The following is a 20724-nucleotide window of genomic DNA, read 5'->3' as shown; positions in this document are numbered from 1 at the left end:
GGCGGCCGGGCGTCAGGCGGTCATCGGCCGTTGCACCCGGATCGACTGGAGGAGTCCGATGGCGACCCAGACGGCGAACATGGAGGAGCCGCCGTAGGAGACGAAGGGCAGCGGGAGGCCGGCGACCGGCATGATGCCGAGGTTCATGCCGATGTTCTCGAACGCCTGGAAGGCGAACCAGGCGATGATGCCGGCGGCGACGATGGTGCCGTAGAGCTCGGTGGTCTCGCGGGCGATCCGGCAGGCCCGCCACAGGACGATGCCGAGCAGCAGCAGGATGAAGCCGGAGCCGATGAAGCCCAGCTCCTCGCCGGCGACGGTGAAGACGAAGTCGGTCTGCTGTTCGGGGACGAACTGGCCGCTGGTCTGGTGGCCGTTGAAGAGGCCGGCGCCGTAGAGGCCGCCGGAGCCGATGGCGATGCGGGCCTGGTTGGTGTTGTAGCCGACGCCAGACGGGTCGAGGTCGGGGTTGGCGAAGGCGGCGAAGCGGTTGATCTGGTACTCGTCGAGCATGCCGAGGGTGGTGACGAGGACCGCGCCGGCGATGCCGGAGCCGATGAGGCCGAGGACCCAGCGGTTGGAGGCGCCGGAGGCGAGCAGGACGCCGAGCACGATCACGATCATCACCATGACCGAGCCCAGGTCGGGCATGAGCATGACGATGCCCATGGGGAGGGCGGCGAGCACCAGGGCCTTGGCGACGGTGCCGTGGTCCGGGTGGAGCTGGTCGCCGGCGTCCACCTTCGAGGCCAGCAGCATCGCCATCACCAGGATGATGGTGATCTTCACGAACTCGCTGGGCTGGAGCGAGAAGCCGCCGCCGACCACGATCCACGCGTGGGCGCCGTTGATGGTGGCGCCGAGCGGGGTGAGGACGGCGAGGATCAGCACGATCGACAGGCCGTAGAGGACCGGGACGGCCCCGCGCAGGGTGCGGTGGCCGAGCCAGACCGTGCCGATCATCAGCGCCACGCCGATGCCGGTGTTCAGCAGGTGCCGGAAGAGGAAGTAGTACGGGTCGCCCTGGTTCAGCTCGGTGCGGCCCCGGGTCGCCGACCAGACCAGCAGCGAGCCGATCAGGGAGAGCGCCAGCGCCGACAGCAGGATCGGCCAGTCGAGCCGGCGCAGCACCGAGTCGCGGGCGGTCAGCCGGGCGACGGCGCCGCGCTCGGGGGCGTACCGGGAGACCGAGAAGGTGGTCCGTGTCGTCATCGGGTCAGTCCCTCCTGTGGGGAGGCGGGCCCGCGAGCGGCGGCGCGGCGCCGTTCGGTCCGGCCGGGTCGACCAGCTGGGACTTCGGGTCGTACGCCTTGATCGCCGGCGCGTCGATGGTGCCGTCGGCGTTGACCTTGGGCAGCGTCTTCTGCGGTCCGGGCAGCAGGGCGCGCTTGAGGTCCTGGTTGCCCGCGTCGTCGAGGCCGTAGAGGGCGTCGTAGATGTTGCGGACGGCGGGGCCCGAGGCGCCGGAGCCGGTGCCGCCCTGGGAGATGGTCATGACGATGGTGAAGTCGTCGGTGTAGGTGGCGAGCCAGGAGGTCGTCTGCTTGCCGTAGACCTGGGCGGTGCCGGTCTTGGCGCGCATCGGGATCTTGTCCTGGGGCCAGCCGCCGAAGCGCCAGGCGGCGGTGCCGCCGGGCTCGACGACCGAGCGCAGGCCCTTGTCGAGGTCGCGGATGGTCTCGGCGCCGACCGGCAGCCTGCCGTGGGGCTTGGGCTCGATCTCGCGGACCTGCTTGCCGTCCGGGCTGATGATCGCCTTGCCGACGGAGGGGTCGAAGAGGGTGCCGCCGTTGCTGATGGCCGCGTAGATGGTGGCCATCTGGATGGGGGTGACGAGGACGTCACCCTGGCCGATGGCGAAGTTGATGCTGTCGTACGCCTTCAGCTGGTTGCCTTCGAGGCAGTTCTCGTACGCGATCTGCTCGACGTAGCTGCCGCCCTTCTTGCCCTGCTTGCACCAGGCGTCCTTGTTGGCCTCCCAGAACGCCTGCTTCCACTGGCGGTCCGGGATGCGGCCCTTGACCTCGTTGGGCAGGTCGATGCCGGTCTCCGAGCCGAGGCCGAAGTCGCGGGCGGTCACGTAGAACCAGTCCTTGGCGTCCTTGTTCGCCGTGATGCCGCCGTCCTTCTGCCACTCCTTGTGGCCGAGGGCGTAGAAGACGGTGTTGCAGGAGTACTTGAGGGCGTCGCCGAGGGTGATGGGGCCGTGCCCCTGGGACTCGAAGTTGGCGAAGCTGCGGCTGCCGAGGCTGTACGAGGCGCTGCAGTTGTACGTGTCGTTGAAGTCGTAGCCGGCCCGCACGGCGGCGCTCGCGGAGATCACCTTGAAGATGGAGCCGGCCGGGGCCTGGCCCTGGATGCCGCGGTTGAGCAGCGGGTAGTTGGACTTCTTGCTGGTGAGGGCGGCGTAGTCGGTGGCGGAGATGCCGCCGATCCAGACGTTGGGGTCGTAGTCGGGCTGGGAGGCCATGGCGACGACCCGGCCGGTCTTGGTCTCCATGACGACGACGGCGCCGGAGTCGGCCTCGTACTTGCGGCCGGTGATCTTGTCGGTCTCGCCCCGGACCGTCTTCATCGCCTGCGCGAGCTCGTACTCGGCGACGGCCTGGACGCGGGCGTCGATGCTGGTGACGAGGGTGGAACCGGCCACGCCCGGGTCGGACTTGGTCTGGCCCATGACGCGCCCGAGGTTGTCGACCTCGTACCGGGTCACGCCGGCCTTGCCGCGCAGCTCCTTGTCGTAGGTGCGCTCGATGCCGGAGCGGCCGACCTGGTCGGAGCGGAGGAACGGGGAGTCGGTGTCCTTGGCCTTGGTGATCTCGTCGTCGGTGACCGGCGAGAGGTAGCCGAGCACCTGGGCGGTGCGGGCCTTGCCGGGGGCAGGGTAGCGGCGGACGGCGGTGAGCTCGGCGGTGATGCCGGGGAAGTCCTCGGTGCTCTCCCGGATGGTGAGCGCCTGCTGGACGGTGGCCTCGTCGGTGACCGGGATCGGCTGGTAGGGCGAGCCGTTCCAGCAGGGCTTGGGCGTCTGGGAGTCGCAGAGCCGGATCTTGTTGGCGACGTCCTCGGGCTTCATGTTGAGGACGCCGGCGAGCCGGGTGAGGACGGCCTTGCCGTCGTCCTTCATCTTCATCAGCTCGGTGCGCGAGGCGGAGACCACGAGCCGGGTCTCGTTGTCGGCGAGCGGGACGCCGCGGGCGTCCAGGATGGAGCCGCGCACGGCCGGCGTGACGACCTGCTGGATGTTGTTGCTCTTGGCCTCGTCCGCGTACTCCTTGCCGTTGCGGATCTGGAGGTACCAGAGCCGGCCGCCCAGGGTGAGCAGCAGCGAGAAGACGAGGATCTGGATGACGACGAGCCGGGTCTGGACCCGGGGGGTCCTTCCGGTCTCGGGGATGTTGGTCATGCTGCCGGTGCCCCCTCGGTCACAGTCGCTTGACTCCCTTGATCCGCCCGGCGCGGCCGGCGCGGGTGCGGGCGGTCTTGACGCGCAGTCCGCCGCGCTGGGTGCCGATCCTCAGGCCGGTGCCGGAGGACAGCCAGCCGGAGGCGACGTCGCCCGCGCCCGCCCCCGTGGCGTCGGCGACCGGGTCGTTCTCGGCCCGCCGGGCCAGCGCCATGACGAGCGGCACCGTGAAGGGGGCCAGCAGCAGGTCGTAGACGACGGCGGTGAAGATCAGGGAGCCGAGGCCGACGTGGCGGGCGGCGGTGTCGCCGACGAGGGCGCCGACGCCCGCGTAGAGCAGGGTGGAGCCGACGGCCGCGCCGACGACGGCGGCCATCGGGCCGATCGCGGAGGTGAAGCGCCCGTTCTCGGGCCGGGCCAGGCCGACGAGGTAGCCGACGACGCAGAGCACCAGGGCGTAGCGGCCGGCGGCGTGGTCGGCGGGCGGGGCCAGGTCGGCGAGGAGGCCGGCGGAGAAGCCGACGAGCGAGCCGGTGACGGGGCCGTGCACGAGGGCGAGGGCGACGACGGTGAGGAGGACGAGGTCGGGGACGGCGCCGGGGAGCTGGAGCCGGGCGAGGACGGAGACCTGGACGACGAGGGCGACCACGATCAGGGTCGCGGAGAGGAGGATGCGGTTGAACTTCACGGTGTCGCGTCCCCCTGGTCGTCCGGGTTCTGTTCCTGTACGGGGTCCTGCGCCTGGTTCTGCGCCTGGTCCTGGTCCTGCGCCTGGTCCTGGTTCCGCGCGGGCTGCTGGGCCTGCTCCTGCGCCTGGTTCCCGAACGGCTGTTCGGCCTTCTCCCCCTGGGCCTGCTCGCCCTCGGCGGGCGGCTTCGCGGTGACCGTGACGGTGACGGTCGGCGCGGGCTTGGGCTTCTGCGGCAGCACCGTGTCGCGCGGGTCGGAGCGGGGGGCCTGGACGACGACGCCGACGATGTCGAGCTTGCTGAAGCCGACGTACGGGCGGACGTAGACGTTGCGGGTCAGGCCGCCGCCCATCGGGTCGACGCGGATGATCTCGCCGACGGGCACCCCGGGCACGAAGGGCCGGTCGCCGGCCGAGCCGAAGGTGACGAGCCGGTCGCCCGGCTTCACCTTGGCCTTGCCGTTGAGCAGCTGGACGAGGAGCGGACGGTCGCCCTGGCCGGTGGCGAAGCCGAGTTCGTCGCTCTTCTCCATGCGGGTGCCGACGGTGAAGTCGGGGTCGTTGGCGAGCAGGACCGTGGAGGTGGACGGGCCGACGGTGGTGACCCGGCCGACGAGTCCGGCGCCGTTGAGGACGGTCATGTCGCGCTGGATGCCGTCGCGGGCGCCCACGTCGATCGTGACGGTCCAGGAGAAGCCCTGGGCCGACCCTATGGCGATGACCTGGGCGCCCTTGATGCCGTACTGGCCGGCGCCGGCGGTCTTGAGGAGGGCGTCGAGTTCGCGCAGCCGGTTGCGGTTGCGGTCGTCGCTGCCGAGCTCGGCCTTGAGCTCGGCGTTCTCCTTCTCCAGGGCGGCGATCCGGGTGTTGCGCTCGCCGGAGTCGCGGACGGCGCCTATGGCGTTGCCGATCGGGTCGACCGCCGCCGCGACGCCGTTCTCGACCGGGCCGAAGACGGCGGCGGCGGCCTGCCGGGCGCCGTCGACCGGCGACTCCTGGCCGCCGCGGATGTCCACCGTGATCAGCGCGAACGCGACGGCGACCAGCAGCACCAGGAGCAGCCGGCTCTCTCGTGTGTCCCTCACGTGCGGCGGCCGTGCCCTTCCTCGTGGTTCGTTGTGCAGATGTTCGTACCGTACGGGCTCGCGCCCTGCCGATGGGTCAGCGGCGCGGCTGGGCGTCCAGGACCTGCTGCAGGGCCTCGAACTCCTCGACGCACTTGCCGGAACCGAGGGCGACCGAGTCGAGCGGGTCCTCGGCGATGTGGATCGGCATGCCCGTCTCGCGGCGCAGCCGTTCGTCGAGGCCGCGCAGCAGGGCGCCGCCACCCGTGAGAACGATGCCGCGGTCCATCACGTCACCGGAGAGCTCCGGCGGGCACTTGTCGAGGGTGGTCTTCACGGCGTCGACGATCGCGTTGACCGGCTCCTCGATCGCCTTGCGGACCTCGGCGGCCGAGATGACGACGGTCTTGGGGAGGCCGGAGACGAGGTCGCGGCCGCGGATCTCGGTGTGCTCGTCCTGCTCCAGGTCGTAGGCCGAACCGATGGTGATCTTGATCTGTTCGGCGGTGCGCTCACCGAGGAGGAGCGAGTACTCCTTCTTGATGTGCTGGATGATCGCGTTGTCCAGCTCGTCGCCGGCCACCCGGATGGACTGTGCCGTGACGATTCCTCCGAGGGAGATCACCGCGACCTCGGTGGTGCCGCCGCCGATGTCGACGACCATGTTGCCGGTGGCCTCGTGGACGGGGAGGCCGGAGCCGATGGCGGCGGCCATGGGCTCCTCGATGATGTGCACCTGGCGGGCGCCGGCCTGGGTGGACGCCTCGATGACGGCGCGGCGCTCGACGCCGGTGATGCCGGAGGGCACGCAGACCACGACCCGGGGGCGGGCGAGGTAGCGCCGCTTGTGGATCTTGAGGATGAAGTAGCGGAGCATCCGCTCGGTGATCTCGAAGTCGGCGATGACGCCGTCCTTCAGCGGGCGGACGGCGACGATGTTGCCGGGGGTCCTGCCGATCATCTTCTTCGCCTCGGCACCCACCGCGAGGATCCCGCCGGTGTTGGTGTTGATCGCGACGACGGACGGCTCGTTGAGGACGATGCCTCGACCCCTGACGTACACCAGCGTGTTGGCGGTCCCGAGGTCGACAGCCATGTCACGGCCGATGAACGACATGAAGTTCCCCTTGTTTCCCATGGCTGAGGGTGGTGCGGCGAAGAGTTTTCATCGTAGTGCCGCTCACGCGGATGGCGCGCGCTGGTCCACCTCTGTACTAGGTGACGGTAGGACGCGGCGATCCGTTCCCGGGATTGGCGTTCATATGCCTGGGGGCGGCCGAATTCCTTCGGTCGCCCCACAACTGGCTGCCGTTCGGCTGACGACGGGTCAGCGGAGGGTCACACGAGGCCCGGGAAGAAGATCTTCAGCTCGCGCGCGGCGGACTCCTCGGAGTCCGAGGCGTGGATGAGGTTCTCGCGGACGATGGTGCCGTAGTCGCCACGGATGGACCCCGGGGCGGCGGCGATCGGGTCCGTCGGGCCGGCCAGCTGGCGGACGCCCTCGATGACCCGCTCGCCCTCGACGACGAGCGCGACGACCGGACCGGAGGACATGAAGCCCATCAGCGGCTCGTAGAAGGGCTTGCCCTTGTGCTCGCCGTAGTGCTGCTCCAGCGTCTCCTGGTCCAGCTCGCGCAGCTCCAGGGCCGCGAGGGTCCAGCCGGCCTTGCGCTCGATGCGGCCGATGATCTCGCCGACGAGGCCGCGGCGGACCGCGTCGGGCTTGAGCAGGACGAGCGTGCGCTGGCTCACGGGGGGAACTCCTTCGGGAGGGATGTGCGGGCCTATGAATCTACAGGGCCCGCACCGCCCTCCGTCACACAGCGTCAGGCCCTGCGGAGCCCTGGGCGGCGGCGTTCGAGGCGGCCCAGCGGGCCTTGATCTCGTCCACCTTGCGCCCGTAGTGCACCGAGCACCACCACAGCACGGCGAACACGGCCCCGAGGAAGTACATGACGGGGACGAAGAAGCCGCTGAGGATCAGCCCGATCTGGAGCGCCCAGCCGAGCTGGACGCCACCGGGACGGGTGATCATCCCGCAGAGCAGCACGGAGAGGACCATCGCGACCCCGCACACCCACCAGACGGTGGAGGTGGTGAGGGAGTCGTCCTTCATGGCGACGAGACCGGCGAAGCCGATGACGAAGAACTCGCCGATGAGGGTGGAGGAGCAGAGCGTGCGCATGTCCGGGTCAGCCCCTCTTGAGCAGCAGCCGGGCGTCGCCGACCGTGAAGATCGAACCGGTCACCAGCACACCGGCGCCGCCGTACTCGGCCTCCTCCTCGGCGAGCGTGATCGCCGCCTCCAGGGCGTCGGGCAGCCGGGGCTCCACGACGACCCGGTCCTCGCCGAAGACCTCGACGGCGATCGCGGCGAGCGCGTCGACGTCGGTGGCGCGGGGGGTCGAGTTCTGGGTGACGACGATCTCGGCGAAGATCGGCTCGAAGGCCTCCAGGAGCGCCCGGGCGTCCTTGTCGCCGCTGGTGGAGACGACGCCGATGAGCCGGGAGAAGCCGAAGGACTCCGAGACCGCCTCGGCGGTGGCGCGGGCCCCGTGCGGGTTGTGCGCGGCGTCCAGGACGACCGTCGGGGAGGAGCGGACGACCTCGAGGCGGCCGGGCGACGAGGTCTGGGCGAAGGCCCGCCGGACGGTCTCGATGTCGAGGGTGCGGGCGTGCTCCGCGCCGATGCCGAAGAACGCCTCGACGGCGGCGAGCGCCACGGCCGCGTTGTGCGCCTGGTGGGCGCCGTACAGCGGCAGGAAGACCTCTTCGTACTCGCCGCCGAGGCCGCGCAGGGTCAGCAGCTGGCCGCCGACGGCCACCTCGCGGGAGACGACGCCGAACTCCATGCCCTCGCGGGCCACGGTCGCGTCGACGTCCACGGCCTTCTTGAGGAGCACCTGGGCGGCGTCCACCGGCTGCTGGGCCAGGATGACGGTCGCGCCCTGCTTGATGATCCCGGACTTCTCGCCGGCGATCTCGCCGGGAGTCTCGCCGAGCCGGTCGGTGTGGTCCAGGTCGATCGGGGTGACGACGGCGACGGAGCCGTCGATCACGTTGGTCGCGTCCCAGGTGCCGCCCATGCCGACCTCGACGATCGCCACGTCCACCGGGGCGTCCGCGAAGGCCGCGTAGGCCATTCCGGTGAGGACCTCGAAGAAGGAGAGCCGGTACTCCTCCCGGGCGTCGACCAGCTCCACGTACGGCTTGACGTCCTGGTACGTCTCGATGAACCGCTCGGCGGAGATCGGGGCGCCGTCCAGGCTGATCCGCTCGGTGATGGTCTGCACGTGCGGCGAGGTGTAGCGGCCGGTGCGCAGCTCGAAGGCGGCGAGCAGGGACTCGATCATGCGGGCGGTCGACGTCTTGCCGTTGGTGCCCGTGATGTGGATCGAGGGGTACGCGCGCTGCGGCTCGCCCAGCACGTCCATGAGCGCCGCGATCCGCGTGACGGACGGCTCCAGCTTGGTCTCGCCCCAGCGGGTCGAGAGCTCGGTCTCGACCTCGCGCAGCGCCTTGTCCAGCTCCGGGTCCTCGGGGCGGGTCGGCACGGGGTCGCCCTGCGGCGGTCCGGCCAGGGCGCGCAGGGTGCGGCTGCCGGCCTCGATCACCGCCAGGTCGGGGTCTCGGTCCGTCGCTTCGTCGATGATGTCGTCGAAGCCGTCGGCGCGGTCGTCGGCGTGGTCGCGCGGGTCGCTCGGGTCACTCACGCCCCCAAGTCTACGGAGACCCACCGACAGGACCATGGACCCACCCCATTCGGGACCTTCGGCCCGCCGTCCGCCGGGGCCGCCCGGCAAACTTGGCGATCATGGACATAGGCATCGATCTCGGCACGGCCAACACCCTCCTCTACGCGCGCGGGCAGGGCATCGTGCTCAACGAGCCGTCCGTGGTGGCGGTCCAGGAGGGCTCCCGGCACGCGCTCGCGGTCGGCGCCGAGGCGAAGGAGACGATCGGCCGGACGCCGGGGTCGATCACCGCGATCCGGCCGCTGCGGGACGGGGTGATCAGCGACTACGAGGCGGCCGAGGAGATGATCCGGCACTTCGTCCGCAAGGCCGTCCCGGGCCGCCGCCGGCCGCGCACCCGGATGGTGGTGTGCGTGCCGAGCGGGGTGACCCCGGTGGAGCGTCGGGCGATCGTGCACGCGACGATCTCGGCGGGGGCGCGGGCGGTCCACCTCATCGAGGAGCCGATGGCGGCGGCGATCGGGGCGGGTCTGCCGGTCTCCGACCCGCGCGGCTCGATGGTCGTCGACATCGGCGGCGGGACGACGGAGGTGGCGGTGATCTCGCTCGGCGGGATCGTCACCGCCCGGTCGCTGCGGGTCGGCGGGGACCGGTTCGACGCGGCGATCACCGACCACGTCCGCCGGGCGCACTCGCTGCTGGTCGGCGAGCGGACGGCGGAGGACGTGAAGGTGGCGATCGGCTCGGCGTGGCCGGTGCCGGGCGGCGAGGAGTTCGAGCGGCGCACCTTCACCGTGCGCGGCCGGGAGAAGGTCGGCGGGCTGCCCCGGACGGTGGAGCTGACCGTCCCGGAGGTCCGGCAGGCGCTGGACGAGCCGGTGGAGGCGGTCATCGCGGCGGTGCGGGCGACGCTGGAGGAGTGCCCGCCGGAGCTGTCCGGCGACGTGATGGAGCACGGCATCGTGCTGACCGGCGGCGGGGCGCTGCTGCCGGGCCTGGACCTCAGGATGGCGTCGGCGACGGGCATCCCGGTCTTCGTGGCGGACGACCCGCTGGACTGCGTGGCCCTCGGCTCGGGCCGCTGCGTGGAGGACTTCGACGGGCTCCAGCGGGTGCTGGGGAAGGCGGAGTCGGCGCGCTAGCCGGGGCCGTACGGGGGGGGCCTCAGCGGGACAGGCCGGACGGGAGGGTCGCCCGGACCACGTAGCCGCCGTCCTCCTCCCCCGCCGTGAAGGTGCCGCCCATGCTGGCGACCCGCTCGTCCATCGAGACGAGGCCGGTGCCGGTGGAGACGGGCGCGCGGTCCGGCGGGGTCTGCGGCAGCGGGTTGCGGACCTCGATCCACAGGTCCGGCCCGTGGACGCCGATCCCCACCCGGACCGGCAGGCCCGGGGCGTGCTTCGCCGCGTTCGTCAGGCACTCCTGGACCACCCGGTGGACGGCGGTCTGCCGCAGCGGCGAGAGCGCCTTGACCTCCTCGGCCACGTCCAGCTCGACCGGGCTGCCCATCCGCTCGCTCTCGGCGGCCAGGTCCGCGAGGCCCTCCAGACCGGGCGTGGCGCCGTCCCGGTCGGCGCGCCGCACCAGGGTCTCGTTCAGCATCAGGTGGGCGCGCCGGGCGGTGTCGGCGAGCTCCTCGAAGTCCTTCCGGTGGGCCTCGCCGCGGGCCCGTACGGCGAGCACCTCGGCCCGCACCGCGAGCACGGTCAGCTCGCGTCCGACCAGGTCGTGGACGTCCCGCCCGACCTGGATGCGCTCTTCTTGGACGGCCTGCCGGGCGGCGGCCTCGCGCCGCTGGACCTCCAGGGCGCGGACGAGGTCGTGGCGGTGGGCGGCGATGCCGACGCCGGCGGCGAGGACGCCGATGGGGACGATCAGGCTGAGGAAGTCGCTGAGGGTGCCGCCGTGCTGGTCGGCGGGCCAGCCGGGCATCTGGAAGTAGGCGTAGGCCACGCCGATGTAGAGCAGGGTGGCGGCGACGGCGGCCCGGCGGCCCCGGAAGCGGCCGATGGAGTAGAGCGAGAACTGGATGAGGGTGACCTCGTGCAGCCAGCCCATCAGGCCGAGCGCGACCAGGTACGGCACCCAGGGCGCCCGCCGGCGCAGCACCAGGGTCGAGGCGCCGGCGGCGAGGACCAGGGTGGCGGTGACGCCGGTGAGGGAGTTGTCGGCGCGGGCGAGCCCCGGCACGTCGAGGACCATGAGCGCGAAGGCGCTGAGCGCGGCGACGACGTCCAGGGCCCGGGGCGACCCGGCCCACCGGTCCACGCGGCGGCGCAGCGCGGCGAGGGCGGAGGGGCGGACCATGCCTCCATCATCCAGGGTCCTTGGTCCCGACGCCGTGGACCTGAAGTCCCGTCTGCTGTGAGATGGGGCACTTCGTCCCTGTTCGGGCCGTCTCCGGCACGCGGAAGGGCCCGGGGCCGTGTCGGTCCCGGGCCCTTCCGCCGTCCGCGTTACGCCTGCGGCAGCTTGTCCAGCTGGGTGTGGATGCGGGCGATGTCCTCGTCCGCCTTGGCCAGCCGGCCCTTGATCTTGTCCACGACGTTGTCGGGGGCCTTGGCGAGGAACGCCTCGTTGCCGAGCTTGGCCTCGGCCTGGGCCTTCTCCTTCTCGGCGGCGGCCAGGTCCTTCGCGAGCCGCTTGCGCTCGGCCTCGACGTCGATGGTGCCCGACAGGTCGAGCGCGACCTCGGCGCCGGCGACCGGGAGGGTCGCGGTGGCGGCGAAGCCCTCGCCCTCCGGCTGGAGGCGCAGGATCTGGCGGATGGCGGCCTCGTGCGCGACCAGCGGGGTGCCGGCCAGGGAGAGGCGGGCCGGGACCTTCTGGGCGTCCTGGAGGCCCTGCTCCTTGCGGAACCGGCGGACCTCGGTGACGACCCGCTGGACCAGCTCGATCTCCTTCTCGGCGGCCTCGTCGCGGAAGCCGGAGTCCTTCGGCCAGTCCGCGACGACGAGGGACTCGCCGCCGGTGAGGGTCGTCCACAGGGTGTCGGTGACGAACGGGACGATCGGGTGCAGCAGGCGCAGCATGACGTCCAGGACCTCGCCGAGGACGCGGCCGGAGACCTTGGCGCCCTCGCCGCCCGCGAAGAACGTCGTCTTCGACAGCTCGACGTACCAGGCGAAGACCTCGTCCCACGCGAAGTGGTAGAGCGACTCGCTCAGCTTCGCGAACTGGAAGTCGTCGTAGTACGCGTCGACCTGCGCGACCGTCTCGTTGAGTCGGGACAGGATCCAGCGGTCGGTCGCCGACATCTCGGAGGCGTCCGGCAGCGGACCCTCGATGGTGGCGCCGTTCATCATCGCGAAGCGGGTCGCGTTCCAGATCTTGTTGGCGAAGTTCCGGGACGCCTGGACCCAGTCCTCGCCGATCGGGACGTCGACGCCCGGGTTGGCGCCCTTGGCCAGGGTGAAGCGCAGGGCGTCGGAGCCGTACTTGTCCATCCAGTCGAGCGGGTTGACGGTGTTCCCGAACGACTTCGACATCTTCTTGCCGAACTCGTCGCGGACCATGCCGTGGAACGCGATCGTGCGGAACGGCGGCTGGCCGTCCATCGCATACAGGCCGAACATCATCATCCGGGCGACCCAGAAGAACATGAGGTCGTAGCCGGTGACCAGGACGGAGTTCGGGTAGAACTTCTGCAGGTCCGGCGTCTTCTCCGGCCAGCCCATCGTCGAGAACGGCCACAGGCCGGACGAGAACCAGGTGTCGAGGACGTCGGTGTCCTGCTTCCATCCCTCGCCCGTGGGCGCCTCGTCGTCCGGGCCGACGCAGACCAGCTCGCCGTTCGGACCGTGCCAGACGGGGATGCGGTGGCCCCACCACAGCTGGCGCGAGATGCACCAGTCGTTGAGGTTGTCGACCCAGTCGAAGTAGCGCTGCGACATGTCGGCCGGGTGGATGTCGACGCGGCCGTCGCGGACGGCGTCGCCAGCGGCCTTGGCCAGCGTCTCGACCTTGACCCACCACTGCATCGACAGACGCGGCTCCAGGGTCGTCTTGCAGCGGGAGCAATGGCCCACGGAGTGGACGTACGGGCGCTTCTCCGCGACGATCCGGCCCTCGGCGCGCAGGGCGGCAACGATCGCGGAGCGGGCCTCGAAGCGGTCCAGGCCGAGGAAGGGGCCGTGGACGGTGATCACACCGCGCTCGTCGAGGACCTCGATCGATTCGAGGTCGTGGCGCTGGCCGATGGCGAAGTCGTTCGGGTCGTGCGCCGGGGTCACCTTGACGGCGCCGGTGCCGAACTCCGGGTCGACGTGGGTGTCGGCGACGACGGGGATCGTGCGGTCGGTCAGCGGCAGCTTGATCTGCTTGCCGATCAGGTGCTTGTAGCGCTCGTCGTCGGGGTGGACGGCGACGGCCGTGTCACCGAGCATCGTCTCCGCGCGGGTCGTGGCGACGACGATGGTGTCCTCACCCTCGCCGTACGTCATGGAGACGAGCTCGCCGTCGTCCTCCTGGTAGTCGACCTCGATGTCTGAGATGGCCGTCAGACAACGCGGGCACCAGTTGATGATGCGCTCGGCGCGGTAGATCAGCTCGTCGTCGAACATCTTCTTGAAGACGGTCTGGACGGCCCGGGACAGACCCTCGTCCATGGTGAAGCGGTCCCGGCTCCAGGCCAGACCCTCGCCGAGGCGCCGCATCTGGCCGGCGATCTGCCCGCCGGACTCGGCCTTCCACTCCCAGACACGCTCGACGAAAGCCTCGCGGCCCAGGTCGTGGCGGGACTTGCCCTCCTTCGCGAGCTCGCGCTCGACGACGTTCTGGGTGGCGATGCCGGCGTGGTCCATGCCCGGCTGCCACAGGGTCTCGAAGCCCTGCATGCGCTTGCGGCGGGTCAGAGCGTCGATCAGCGTGTGCTCGAAGGCGTGGCCCAGGTGGAGCGAGCCGGTGACGTTCGGCGGCGGGATGACGATGGTGTACGCCGGCTTCTCGCTCTTCGCGTCCGCCTCGAAGTAGCCGCGCTCTACCCAGCGCTCGTACAGCGGCCCCTCTACCTCGGCCGGCGCGTACTGGGTCGGCAGTTCGGTGGTGGGCGCTGTCTGCTGCTGAGTGTTCTCGGTCACGGGCCCAGTTTAGGGGTGCGACGGTGGTGTCCCGAAACGCGATTGTTCGGTAACGGTGTGACCCCCGCCGCCCCATCGCAGGGCCGCTTCCGACAGGATGTTCGCTACGCATAAACGTCCTGTGAGGGGAAGCAGTAGATGAGCTACAACCAGCCGGGTCCGTACGGGGGCCAGCAGCCGCAGCAGCCCGGGCCGTACGGCCAGCAGCCCGGCCCGTACGGGCAGCCGCAGGCGCCGCAGCCCGGTTACGGCTACCCCCAGCAGGCCCCGCAGGGCGTGCCGCCGCAGCAGCAGCCCTACGGCTACCCGCAGCAGCCCGGCCCCTACGGCCAGCAGCCCCAGTACGGCGCCCCCCAGGGCCCCGGCGCCTACCCCCCGCCCCCGCCCGCCCCGAAGAAGTCCAAGACCCCGCTGATCATCGGCGCGGTCGCGGTCGTCGCGGCGATCGCGGTCGGCGCGTACTTCCTGATCGGCGGCGGCGCGGGCGCGTCCGTCGCGAACGACGGCCCGCACAAGCTGGTGACGCCGGACACGGTCCTGACCGAGTACAAGAAGATCCCCGACGAGGGCAAGGGCTCGGACGACGACGACCCCGTCAAGGACGCCGCGAAGTACGGGGTCAAGAACCCCCAGGAGGTCAACGGCAGCTGGCAGGTGGAGGACAAGGCGAACCCGCTCGCCGGCAAGATGCTGTCCTTCGGCGGCGTGTACGGCGAGATCGAGGACCCGGAGAAGACCGTCGACGCCATGTTCGCCAGCATGAAGGCGGAAGCCGAGAAGAACAAGGACGAGGGCGAGCTCATCGGCGACCCCAAGCCGGTCACGCCCGCGGGCTTCGACGGCGCCGTACTGAAGTGCCAGGAGATGAAGTACAAGCCGGGCGACTCCGGGGGTGTCGGCCCCAAGGAGGTCATCATGCCCGTGTGCGTCTGGGGCGACCACAGCACCATCGGCTACGTGCTGCACTTCAACCTCGCCGACATGATGGTCGGCAAGGGCGGCACCATGGAGCAGACCGCCGACATCGCCGCCAAGCTCCGCAAGGAAGTCCGCGTCAAGATCTGACGCGCGGCGTCCACGAGAAGGGAGGGGCGCCCTCACCGGTGGTCGGGGCACCCCTCTTCATCACACCGCACAGGGGCCCTGACCACCATGGGCCGGCGGTGTCAACCGTGGGCGCGTCGGCAAGCATCGAGGGCGTCGGGTCCCCCCACGCGTATCCCGGCGAGCGCCGACACACAATACGAATTGGGATACCAAACGAATCCCACCTTGATCGCCTCATGCGAACAAGCCGCGTACACCTTCGGTCCTACGACATAACCCTCGCCCTTGAGGTAGTTGAGACATCCGGTGTACATCGCCGACGCAGGCGCGGCCAGCGCGATCTGCGCGGCGACCGCAGCCACAGCGACACCAGCCGCCGTCATCAGTCGACCAGCCTTCATCATCTTCATCGCTTCCCCCTCAGGCATACCCTGGCGTGTACAGCGTTAGCGGATCGCACTCGCGTGCGATGACGCAAGAACGCCATGCGATCTTGTCTCGAACTCTTCGTCTCATGACGAATTGGCCCCTCAAGGCGCCATGTCCCCATGGAGACCAGAACAAGCCCCGGCCCCGTGGCGCCGCAGCGGCTCCCGCGAAGAGTTCCATCGCCGCCAAGCTCCGCAAGGAAGTCCGCGTCAAGATCTGACGCGCGCGGCGCATGCGAAGGGGCGCCCCGCCGGAAGTCCGGTGGGGCGCCCCTTCGTCGTGCTTGCGGTTACGCCGACTTCTCGTGGCGGCCGTCGTTCTTGACGATGCGGGGGACCAGGGTCGGGTTCACGTTGTTGCGGACGACGTCCGCCGTGATGACGACGCGGGCCACGTCCTTGCGGGAGGGGACCTCGTACATCACCGACTGGAGGACCTCCTCCATGATGGCGCGCAGGCCGCGGGCGCCGGTGCCGCGGAGGATGGCCTGGTCGGCGATGGCCTCCAGGGCGGGGCGGTCGAAGTCCAGCTCCACGCCGTCGAGTTCGAAGAGGCGCTGGTACTGCTTCACCAGCGCGTTGCGCGGCTCGACGAGGATCTTCAGGAGCGCCTCGCGGTCCAGGTTGTGGACCGAGGTGATGACGGGGAGACGGCCGATGAACTCGGGGATCATCCCGAACTTCACCAGGTCCTCCGGCATGACCTCCTGGAACTGGTCGCTCGCCTCGATCTCGCGCTTGGAGCGGATGGTCGCCCCGAAGCCGATGCCCTTGGCGCCCGCCCGCGACTCGATGATCTTCTCCAGGCCGGCGAAGGCGCCGCCCACGATGAAGAGCACGTTCGTCGTGTCGATCTGGATGAACTCCTGGTGCGGGTGCTTCCGGCCGCCCTGCGGCGGGACGGAGGCGGTGGTGCCCTCCAGGATCTTCAGGAGGGCCTGCTGCACGCCCTCGCCGGAGACGTCGCGCGTGATCGACGGGTTTTCGCTCTTACGGGCGACCTTGTCGATCTCGTCGATGTAGATGATCCCGGTCTCGGCCTTCTTGACGTCGTAGTCCGCGGCCTGGATCAGCTTGAGCAGGATGTTCTCGACGTCCTCGCCGACATAGCCGGCCTCCGTCAGCGCCGTCGCGTCGGCGATGGCGAACGGGACGTTGAGCATGCGGGCCAGGGTCTGGGCGAGCAGCGTCTTGCCCGAACCCGTGGGGCCCAGCAGCAGGATGTTGGACTTGGCCAGTTCGATCGCGTCGTCACGGCCCTGCGCGCCGCCGTTCTCGCCGGCCTGGACGCGCTTGTAGTGGTTGTACACGGCGACGGAGAGGGCCTTCTTCGCCGGCTCCTGGCCGACGACGTACCCCTCCAGGAACTCGTAGATCTCGCGGGGCTTGGGGAGTTCCTCCCACCGCACCTCGCTCGTCTCCGCGAGTTCCTCTTCGATGATCTCGTTGCAGAGGTCGATGCACTCGTCGCAGATGTACACACCGGGTCCCGCGATGAGCTTCTTCACCTGCTTCTGGCTCTTTCCGCAGAACGAGCACTTGAGCAGATCGCCGCCATCACCGATGCGTGCCACGAGGTGCTTCCCCTTCGCCTGGGAGCGCTTGGTTCAGCGACTCCTGGTGCCTCATATTCGACGGTACCTTGCCGGACCCCCCGTTCGGGCCCCCCTTGGCACGGTTCACATGGTCGCGATTCGGCCACGCGAGCCAGAAGAACCGTGCCGAGGGAAGGTCGGGCGCGTCAGTGTGCCGCGGCGGCCGTGCTCTTGCGGGTCGAGACGATCTGGTCGATCAGGCCGTACGCGAGGGCGTCCTCGGCCGTCAGGATCTTGTCGCGCTCGATGTCGTCGCGGATCTTCTCGATCGGCGTGGTGGAGTGCTTGGCCAGCATGGTCTCCAGCTGGTCGCGCATCCGCAGGATCTCCTTGGCCGCGATCTCCAGGTCGGAGAGCTGCTCACGGCCGGTGCCGCCGGAGGGCTGGTGGATCAGCACCCGGGCGTTCGGCAGGGCCATCCGCTTGCCGGGGGTGCCGGCGGCGAGCAGCACGGCCGCGGCGGAGGCCGCCTGGCCCATGCAGACCGTCTGGATGTCGGGCTTCACGAACTGCATCGTGTCGTAGATGGCCGTGAGGGCCGTGAAGGAGCCGCCCGGGCTGTTGATGTAGATCGAGATGTCGCGGTCCGGGTCCATCGACTCCAGGCACAGCAGCTGCGCCATGACGTCGTTGGCCGAGGCGTCGTCGATCTGCACGCCGAGGAAGATCACGCGCTCCTCGAAGAGCTTCGCGTACGGGTCGTACTCGCGCACGCCCTGCGAGGTGCGCTCGACGAAGCGCGGGACGACGTAGCGGTTGTCCATCGGCGCGCCGGTGTAGAGGCCGCTCGGGGAGAGGTTGTTCTGCATCTGGGTGTTCACCGTCCTGGTGGCGTTCGGAGGGGGCTGGGGGCTCTGCGGCTGGCCGGCGCTCAGGCGCCCGTGCCGCCGCCGCCCGGAACACCCGCGGCGTGCGTGATGATGTCGTCGATGAGGCCGTACTCCTTGGCCTCCTCCGCGGTGAACCAGCGGTCGCGGTCGCCGTCGCGGATGATCGTCTCGACGGTCTGGCCGGAGTGGTGCGCGGTGATCTCGGCCATGCGCTTCTTCGTGCGAAGGAGGTACTCGGCCTGGATCTTGATGTCGGAGGCGGTGCCGCCGATGCCGGCGGAGCCCTGGTGCATCAGGATGTCGGTGTTCGGCAGCGCGAAGCGCTTGCCGGGGGTGCCGCCGGTGAGCAGGAACTGGCCCATCGAGGCCGCCATGCCCATACCGATGGTGACGACGTCGTTCGGGATGTACTGCATGGTGTCGTAGACGGCCATGCCGGCCGTCACGGAGCCACCGGGGCTGTTGATGTAGAGGTAGATGTCCTTCTCCGGGTCGGCGGCCAGGAGGAGCATCTGGGCGGTGATCTTGTTGGCGATCTCGTCGTCGACCTGCTGGCCGAGGAAGATGATGCGCTCGCCGAGCAGCCGGTTGTAGACATGGTCGCCGAGGCCACCACCGATGGACGGCTCACCCGCGGCGTAAGGCTTCAGATTCGTCACGTATCCACCTGCTCGTCTCCGACGGCCCCGGGCCGTCTCAGCGTCTCGTTCTGAGGGCAGTGCCCCCGTATCCATGGACCCTAACGCGCAGGTAGGACAACGCCATCCCGGTTCCCGAACTGTTCGCTGGGAGCGCAAGGTAGTTGGCGGCGCATAAAAGGTCCGCGAACGTCCACGGGCCCGGCCGCACAGCAGTGCGTCCGGGCCCGTGGCGCGATACGGAGCGCGCGAGGCGGGGCCTCGGCGTCGGCCTGGTGGGGCCTACTTCTCCTCGGCGACCTCGGCCTCGCCGGTGACGGCCTCGACCGTCTCGGCGGCGGCCTCGACGGCCTCGTCCTCGTCGTCGGAGAGGTCGACGACCTCACCGTTGGTGTCGACGACCTTGGCGGCCTCGACGACGACCGCGAGGGCCTTGCCGCGGGCGACCTCGCCGACCAGCATCGGCACCTGGCCGCCCTGGACGACGGCCTGGGCGAACTGGTCGGGGGACATGCCGGAGGAGGCGGCACGGCGGAACAGGTGCTCGGTGAGCTCGTCCTGCTCGACGTTCAGCTTCTCCTGGGAGACGAGCTCGTCGAGGAGGAACTGGGTCTTGATGCCCTTGACCGCCTGCTCCTTGGTCTCGGCCTCGAACTCCTCGACCGTCTTGCCCTGGAGCTCCAGGTACTTCTCCAGGCTCAGGCCCATCTGGCCGAGCTGGTGGTGCTCCAGGTTGTGCTTGCGGGTGTTGACCTCGTCCTCGAGGAGCTTCTCGGGGACGGGGATCTCCGCCAGCTCCAGGAACTTCTCCAGGACGCGCTCCTGGGCCTGGGTGGCCTGGTCGAACTGCTTCATGTTCTCGAGGCGCTTGCGGCTGTCGGCCTTGAGCTCGTCGAGGGTGTCGAACTCCGACGCCATCTGCGCGAACTCGTCGTCCAGCTCGGGGAGCTCACGGGCGGCGACCTCGGTGACCTTGACGGTGACCTCGGCGTCCTTGCCCGCGGCGGAGCCGCCCTTCAGCTGCGAGGTGAAGGTGGCCTCGCCGCCGGCCTCCAGGCCGGTGACGGCGGCGTCGATGCCGTCGAGCAGCTCGCCGGAACCGATGGTGTACGAGACACCGTCGGCGACGCCGTCGGGCAGCACCTCGCCGTCGACCGTGGCGGTCAGGTCGAGGGTGACGACGTCACCCTCGGCGGCGGCGCGCTCGACCTTGCTGGTGGACGCGAAGCGCTCGCGGAGCTGCTCCACGGACTTCTCGACGTCCTCGTCGGTGACCTCGATGGCGTCGACCTCGACCTCGATGCCGGAGTAGTCCGGGATCTCGATGGTCGGGCGGACGTCGACCTCGGCGGTGAAGGCCAGCAGCTCGCCGTCCTTCAGCTCCGTGATGTCGACCTCGGGCTGGCCCAGCACGTTGACCTCGGCCTCGTTCACGGCCTCGGTGTAGAACTTCGGGAGCGCGTCGTTGACGGCCTCCTCCAGCACGGCGCCGCGGCCGAACCGCTGGTCGATCACACGAGCCGGGATCTTGCCCTTGCGGAAGCCCTTGACCGTGACCTGCTGGTTGATCTTCTTGTACGCCGCGTCGAGGCTGTCCTTGAGCTCCTCGAAGGGCACCTCGACAGTGAGCCGAACCCGGGTCGGGTTCAGGGTCTCCACGGCGCTCTTCACGGTTCGGTCTCCTTGTGGCTGATTCCTGGATTCCGGACGGGCCGCGCGGGGCGGTTCCGGCCGATGGGCCCGGTCAGAAAGACACACGGGCTCGCAGCTTGCATAGTAACCGCACGTGGGATGAGGCCCACAACGTGACCAAGGAACCGCGAGGTCGGGGCCCCGGGGGGATCGTGAGGATCATGCTGGTCGGGGTGGCGGGATTTGAACCCACGGCCTTCCGCTCCCAAAGCGGACGCGCTACCAAGCTGCGCCACACCCCGTCGGTGCGACACGTAGGGTACATGTACGGAGACGCTGCGACGCCCCCTCTTTTCGGGGCGTGCACGGACGGCTCCGGACCGGCTACGATGCTGTCCGTGCCGCGGCCGTTCCGGCCTGTGGCGCGTTCCGTGCGGGCGTAGCTCAATGGTAGAGCCCTAGTCTTCCAAACTAGCTACGCGGGTTCGATTCCCGTCGCCCGCTCTGTGTACGGCCCCGGGGGCGGGGGGCGGGGGGGGGGGGGGGGGCCGGGGGCGGGGGCCGCCCCCCGCGCCGCGGCCGCACGAAACCCCCGGGGTGAGGGGGGGTTAGAGTGACACGAA

General features: G+C 70.1%; 17 protein-coding genes and 2 tRNA genes. 3 read left to right on the top strand and 16 right to left on the bottom strand.

Annotated features, from left to right (window positions below):
- Positions 1-12 precede the first annotated feature (12 nt).
- The 8 genes from rodA to ACFW1I_RS24430 all read right to left on the bottom strand — a co-directional run bounded on the left by rodA (position 13) and on the right by ACFW1I_RS24430 (position 8907).
- Positions 13-1212: a rod shape-determining protein RodA gene (rodA, locus tag ACFW1I_RS24465; protein WP_384673565.1), complete on the bottom strand. Its 1200-nt coding sequence runs from the start codon at positions 1210-1212 to the stop codon at positions 13-15.
- 4 nt (positions 1213-1216) lie between these two features.
- Complete coding sequence (gene mrdA / locus ACFW1I_RS24460; protein ID WP_384673563.1) at positions 1217-3406, bottom strand: penicillin-binding protein 2; 2190 nt, start codon at positions 3404-3406, stop codon at positions 1217-1219.
- Between the two features lie 19 nt (positions 3407-3425).
- On the bottom strand, positions 3426-4094 hold the full coding sequence (gene mreD / locus ACFW1I_RS24455) for a rod shape-determining protein MreD (protein ID WP_384673560.1): 669 nt from the start codon (positions 4092-4094) through the stop codon (positions 3426-3428).
- Positions 4091-5179 (bottom strand): rod shape-determining protein MreC, encoded by a 1089-nt coding sequence (gene mreC / locus ACFW1I_RS24450; RefSeq protein ID WP_384673558.1) that lies wholly within the window; start codon positions 5177-5179, stop codon positions 4091-4093. The genes mreD and mreC overlap by 4 nt, the downstream gene beginning before the upstream one ends.
- 76 nt (positions 5180-5255) lie before the next feature.
- Positions 5256-6275: a rod shape-determining protein gene (locus ACFW1I_RS24445; RefSeq protein WP_019886273.1), complete on the bottom strand. Its 1020-nt coding sequence runs from the start codon at positions 6273-6275 to the stop codon at positions 5256-5258.
- A 221-nt stretch (positions 6276-6496) separates the two neighbouring features.
- Positions 6497-6910 carry a nucleoside-diphosphate kinase gene (gene ndk / locus ACFW1I_RS24440; protein ID WP_360603049.1) on the bottom strand — a complete coding sequence of 138 codons (414 nt, stop codon included), beginning with the start codon at positions 6908-6910 and terminating at the stop codon, positions 6497-6499.
- A 64-nt stretch (positions 6911-6974) separates the two neighbouring features.
- Positions 6975-7343 (bottom strand): DUF4233 domain-containing protein, encoded by a 369-nt coding sequence (locus ACFW1I_RS24435; RefSeq protein ID WP_384673555.1) that lies wholly within the window; start codon positions 7341-7343, stop codon positions 6975-6977.
- A gap of 7 nt (positions 7344-7350) precedes the next feature.
- Positions 7351-8907 carry a bifunctional folylpolyglutamate synthase/dihydrofolate synthase gene (locus tag ACFW1I_RS24430; RefSeq protein ID WP_384673552.1) on the bottom strand — a complete coding sequence of 519 codons (1557 nt, stop codon included), beginning with the start codon at positions 8905-8907 and terminating at the stop codon, positions 7351-7353.
- A 65-nt stretch (positions 8908-8972) separates the two neighbouring features.
- On the opposite strand from ACFW1I_RS24430, the gene ACFW1I_RS24425 reads away from it, so the two are divergent.
- Positions 8973-9995: a rod shape-determining protein gene (locus tag ACFW1I_RS24425; RefSeq protein ID WP_384673549.1), complete on the top strand. Its 1023-nt coding sequence runs from the start codon at positions 8973-8975 to the stop codon at positions 9993-9995.
- 22 nt (positions 9996-10017) lie between these two features.
- Here ACFW1I_RS24425 and ACFW1I_RS24420 read toward each other — a convergent pair whose 3' ends face one another.
- On the bottom strand, positions 10018-11160 hold the full coding sequence (locus tag ACFW1I_RS24420; RefSeq protein ID WP_384673546.1) for a sensor histidine kinase: 1143 nt from the start codon (positions 11158-11160) through the stop codon (positions 10018-10020).
- A 149-nt stretch (positions 11161-11309) separates the two neighbouring features.
- Complete coding sequence (locus ACFW1I_RS24415; RefSeq protein ID WP_384673544.1) at positions 11310-13931, bottom strand: valine--tRNA ligase; 2622 nt, start codon at positions 13929-13931, stop codon at positions 11310-11312.
- A 138-nt stretch (positions 13932-14069) separates the two neighbouring features.
- Between ACFW1I_RS24415 and ACFW1I_RS24410 the strand changes: the two genes are divergently transcribed.
- Complete coding sequence (locus ACFW1I_RS24410) at positions 14070-14996, top strand: hypothetical protein (RefSeq protein ID WP_384673541.1); 927 nt, start codon at positions 14070-14072, stop codon at positions 14994-14996.
- 101 nt (positions 14997-15097) lie between these two features.
- Here ACFW1I_RS24410 and ACFW1I_RS24405 read toward each other — a convergent pair whose 3' ends face one another.
- The 6 genes from ACFW1I_RS24405 to ACFW1I_RS24380 form a co-directional block, all read right to left on the bottom strand.
- Positions 15098-15388 (bottom strand): hypothetical protein, encoded by a 291-nt coding sequence (locus ACFW1I_RS24405; protein ID WP_384673538.1) that lies wholly within the window; start codon positions 15386-15388, stop codon positions 15098-15100.
- Between the two features lie 308 nt (positions 15389-15696).
- Entirely contained in the window at positions 15697-16980 is a 1284-nt protein-coding gene (gene clpX, locus ACFW1I_RS24400; RefSeq protein WP_030494070.1) for an ATP-dependent Clp protease ATP-binding subunit ClpX, read from the bottom strand.
- Positions 16981-17147: 167 nt separating this feature from the next.
- The gene (locus ACFW1I_RS24395; RefSeq protein WP_031011927.1) at positions 17148-17810 is read right to left on the bottom strand and encodes an ATP-dependent Clp protease proteolytic subunit; all 663 of its coding nucleotides are present in this window, start codon (positions 17808-17810) and stop codon (positions 17148-17150) included.
- Between the two features lie 62 nt (positions 17811-17872).
- Complete coding sequence (locus tag ACFW1I_RS24390; protein ID WP_031011925.1) at positions 17873-18490, bottom strand: ATP-dependent Clp protease proteolytic subunit; 618 nt, start codon at positions 18488-18490, stop codon at positions 17873-17875.
- A 261-nt stretch (positions 18491-18751) separates the two neighbouring features.
- Positions 18752-20140: a trigger factor gene (tig, locus tag ACFW1I_RS24385; protein WP_384673534.1), complete on the bottom strand. Its 1389-nt coding sequence runs from the start codon at positions 20138-20140 to the stop codon at positions 18752-18754.
- A 186-nt stretch (positions 20141-20326) separates the two neighbouring features.
- A tRNA-Pro gene (locus ACFW1I_RS24380) sits at positions 20327-20403 on the bottom strand.
- Between the two features lie 131 nt (positions 20404-20534).
- Here ACFW1I_RS24380 and ACFW1I_RS24375 point away from each other — a divergent pair.
- Positions 20535-20605 (top strand) — tRNA-Gly (locus tag ACFW1I_RS24375).
- The last annotated feature ends 119 nt before the right edge of the window (positions 20606-20724 follow it).

This window comes from Streptomyces sp. NPDC058955 (assembly GCF_042741435.1).
In the GTDB taxonomy this organism is placed as follows: Bacteria; Actinomycetota; Actinomycetes; order Streptomycetales; family Streptomycetaceae; genus Streptomyces.
Note: the sequence above shows the minus strand (reverse complement) of the source record. Positions and strands in the feature narration are given on the sequence as shown.

Bases quoted from the DNA above. Each gene is read 5' to 3' on its own strand.
- mrdA (WP_384673563.1), bottom strand. From the start codon at position 3,406: ATGACCAACATCCCCGAGACCGGAAGGACCCCCCGGGTCCAGACCCGG.
- ACFW1I_RS24395 (WP_031011927.1), bottom strand. From the start codon at position 17,810: ATGCAGAACAACCTCTCCCCGAGCGGCCTCTACACCGGCGCGCCGATG.
- ACFW1I_RS24430 (WP_384673552.1), bottom strand. From the start codon at position 8,907: ATGGTCCTGTCGGTGGGTCTCCGTAGACTTGGGGGCGTGAGTGACCCG.
- ACFW1I_RS24410 (WP_384673541.1), top strand. From the start codon at position 14,070: ATGAGCTACAACCAGCCGGGTCCGTACGGGGGCCAGCAGCCGCAGCAG.
- rodA (WP_384673565.1), bottom strand. From the start codon at position 1,212: ATGACGACACGGACCACCTTCTCGGTCTCCCGGTACGCCCCCGAGCGC.
- ACFW1I_RS24425 (WP_384673549.1), top strand. From the start codon at position 8,973: ATGGACATAGGCATCGATCTCGGCACGGCCAACACCCTCCTCTACGCG.
- ACFW1I_RS24405 (WP_384673538.1), bottom strand. From the start codon at position 15,388: ATGAAGATGATGAAGGCTGGTCGACTGATGACGGCGGCTGGTGTCGCT.
- ACFW1I_RS24420 (WP_384673546.1), bottom strand. From the start codon at position 11,160: ATGGTCCGCCCCTCCGCCCTCGCCGCGCTGCGCCGCCGCGTGGACCGG.
- ACFW1I_RS24445 (WP_019886273.1), bottom strand. From the start codon at position 6,275: ATGTCGTTCATCGGCCGTGACATGGCTGTCGACCTCGGGACCGCCAAC.
- ACFW1I_RS24435 (WP_384673555.1), bottom strand. From the start codon at position 7,343: ATGCGCACGCTCTGCTCCTCCACCCTCATCGGCGAGTTCTTCGTCATC.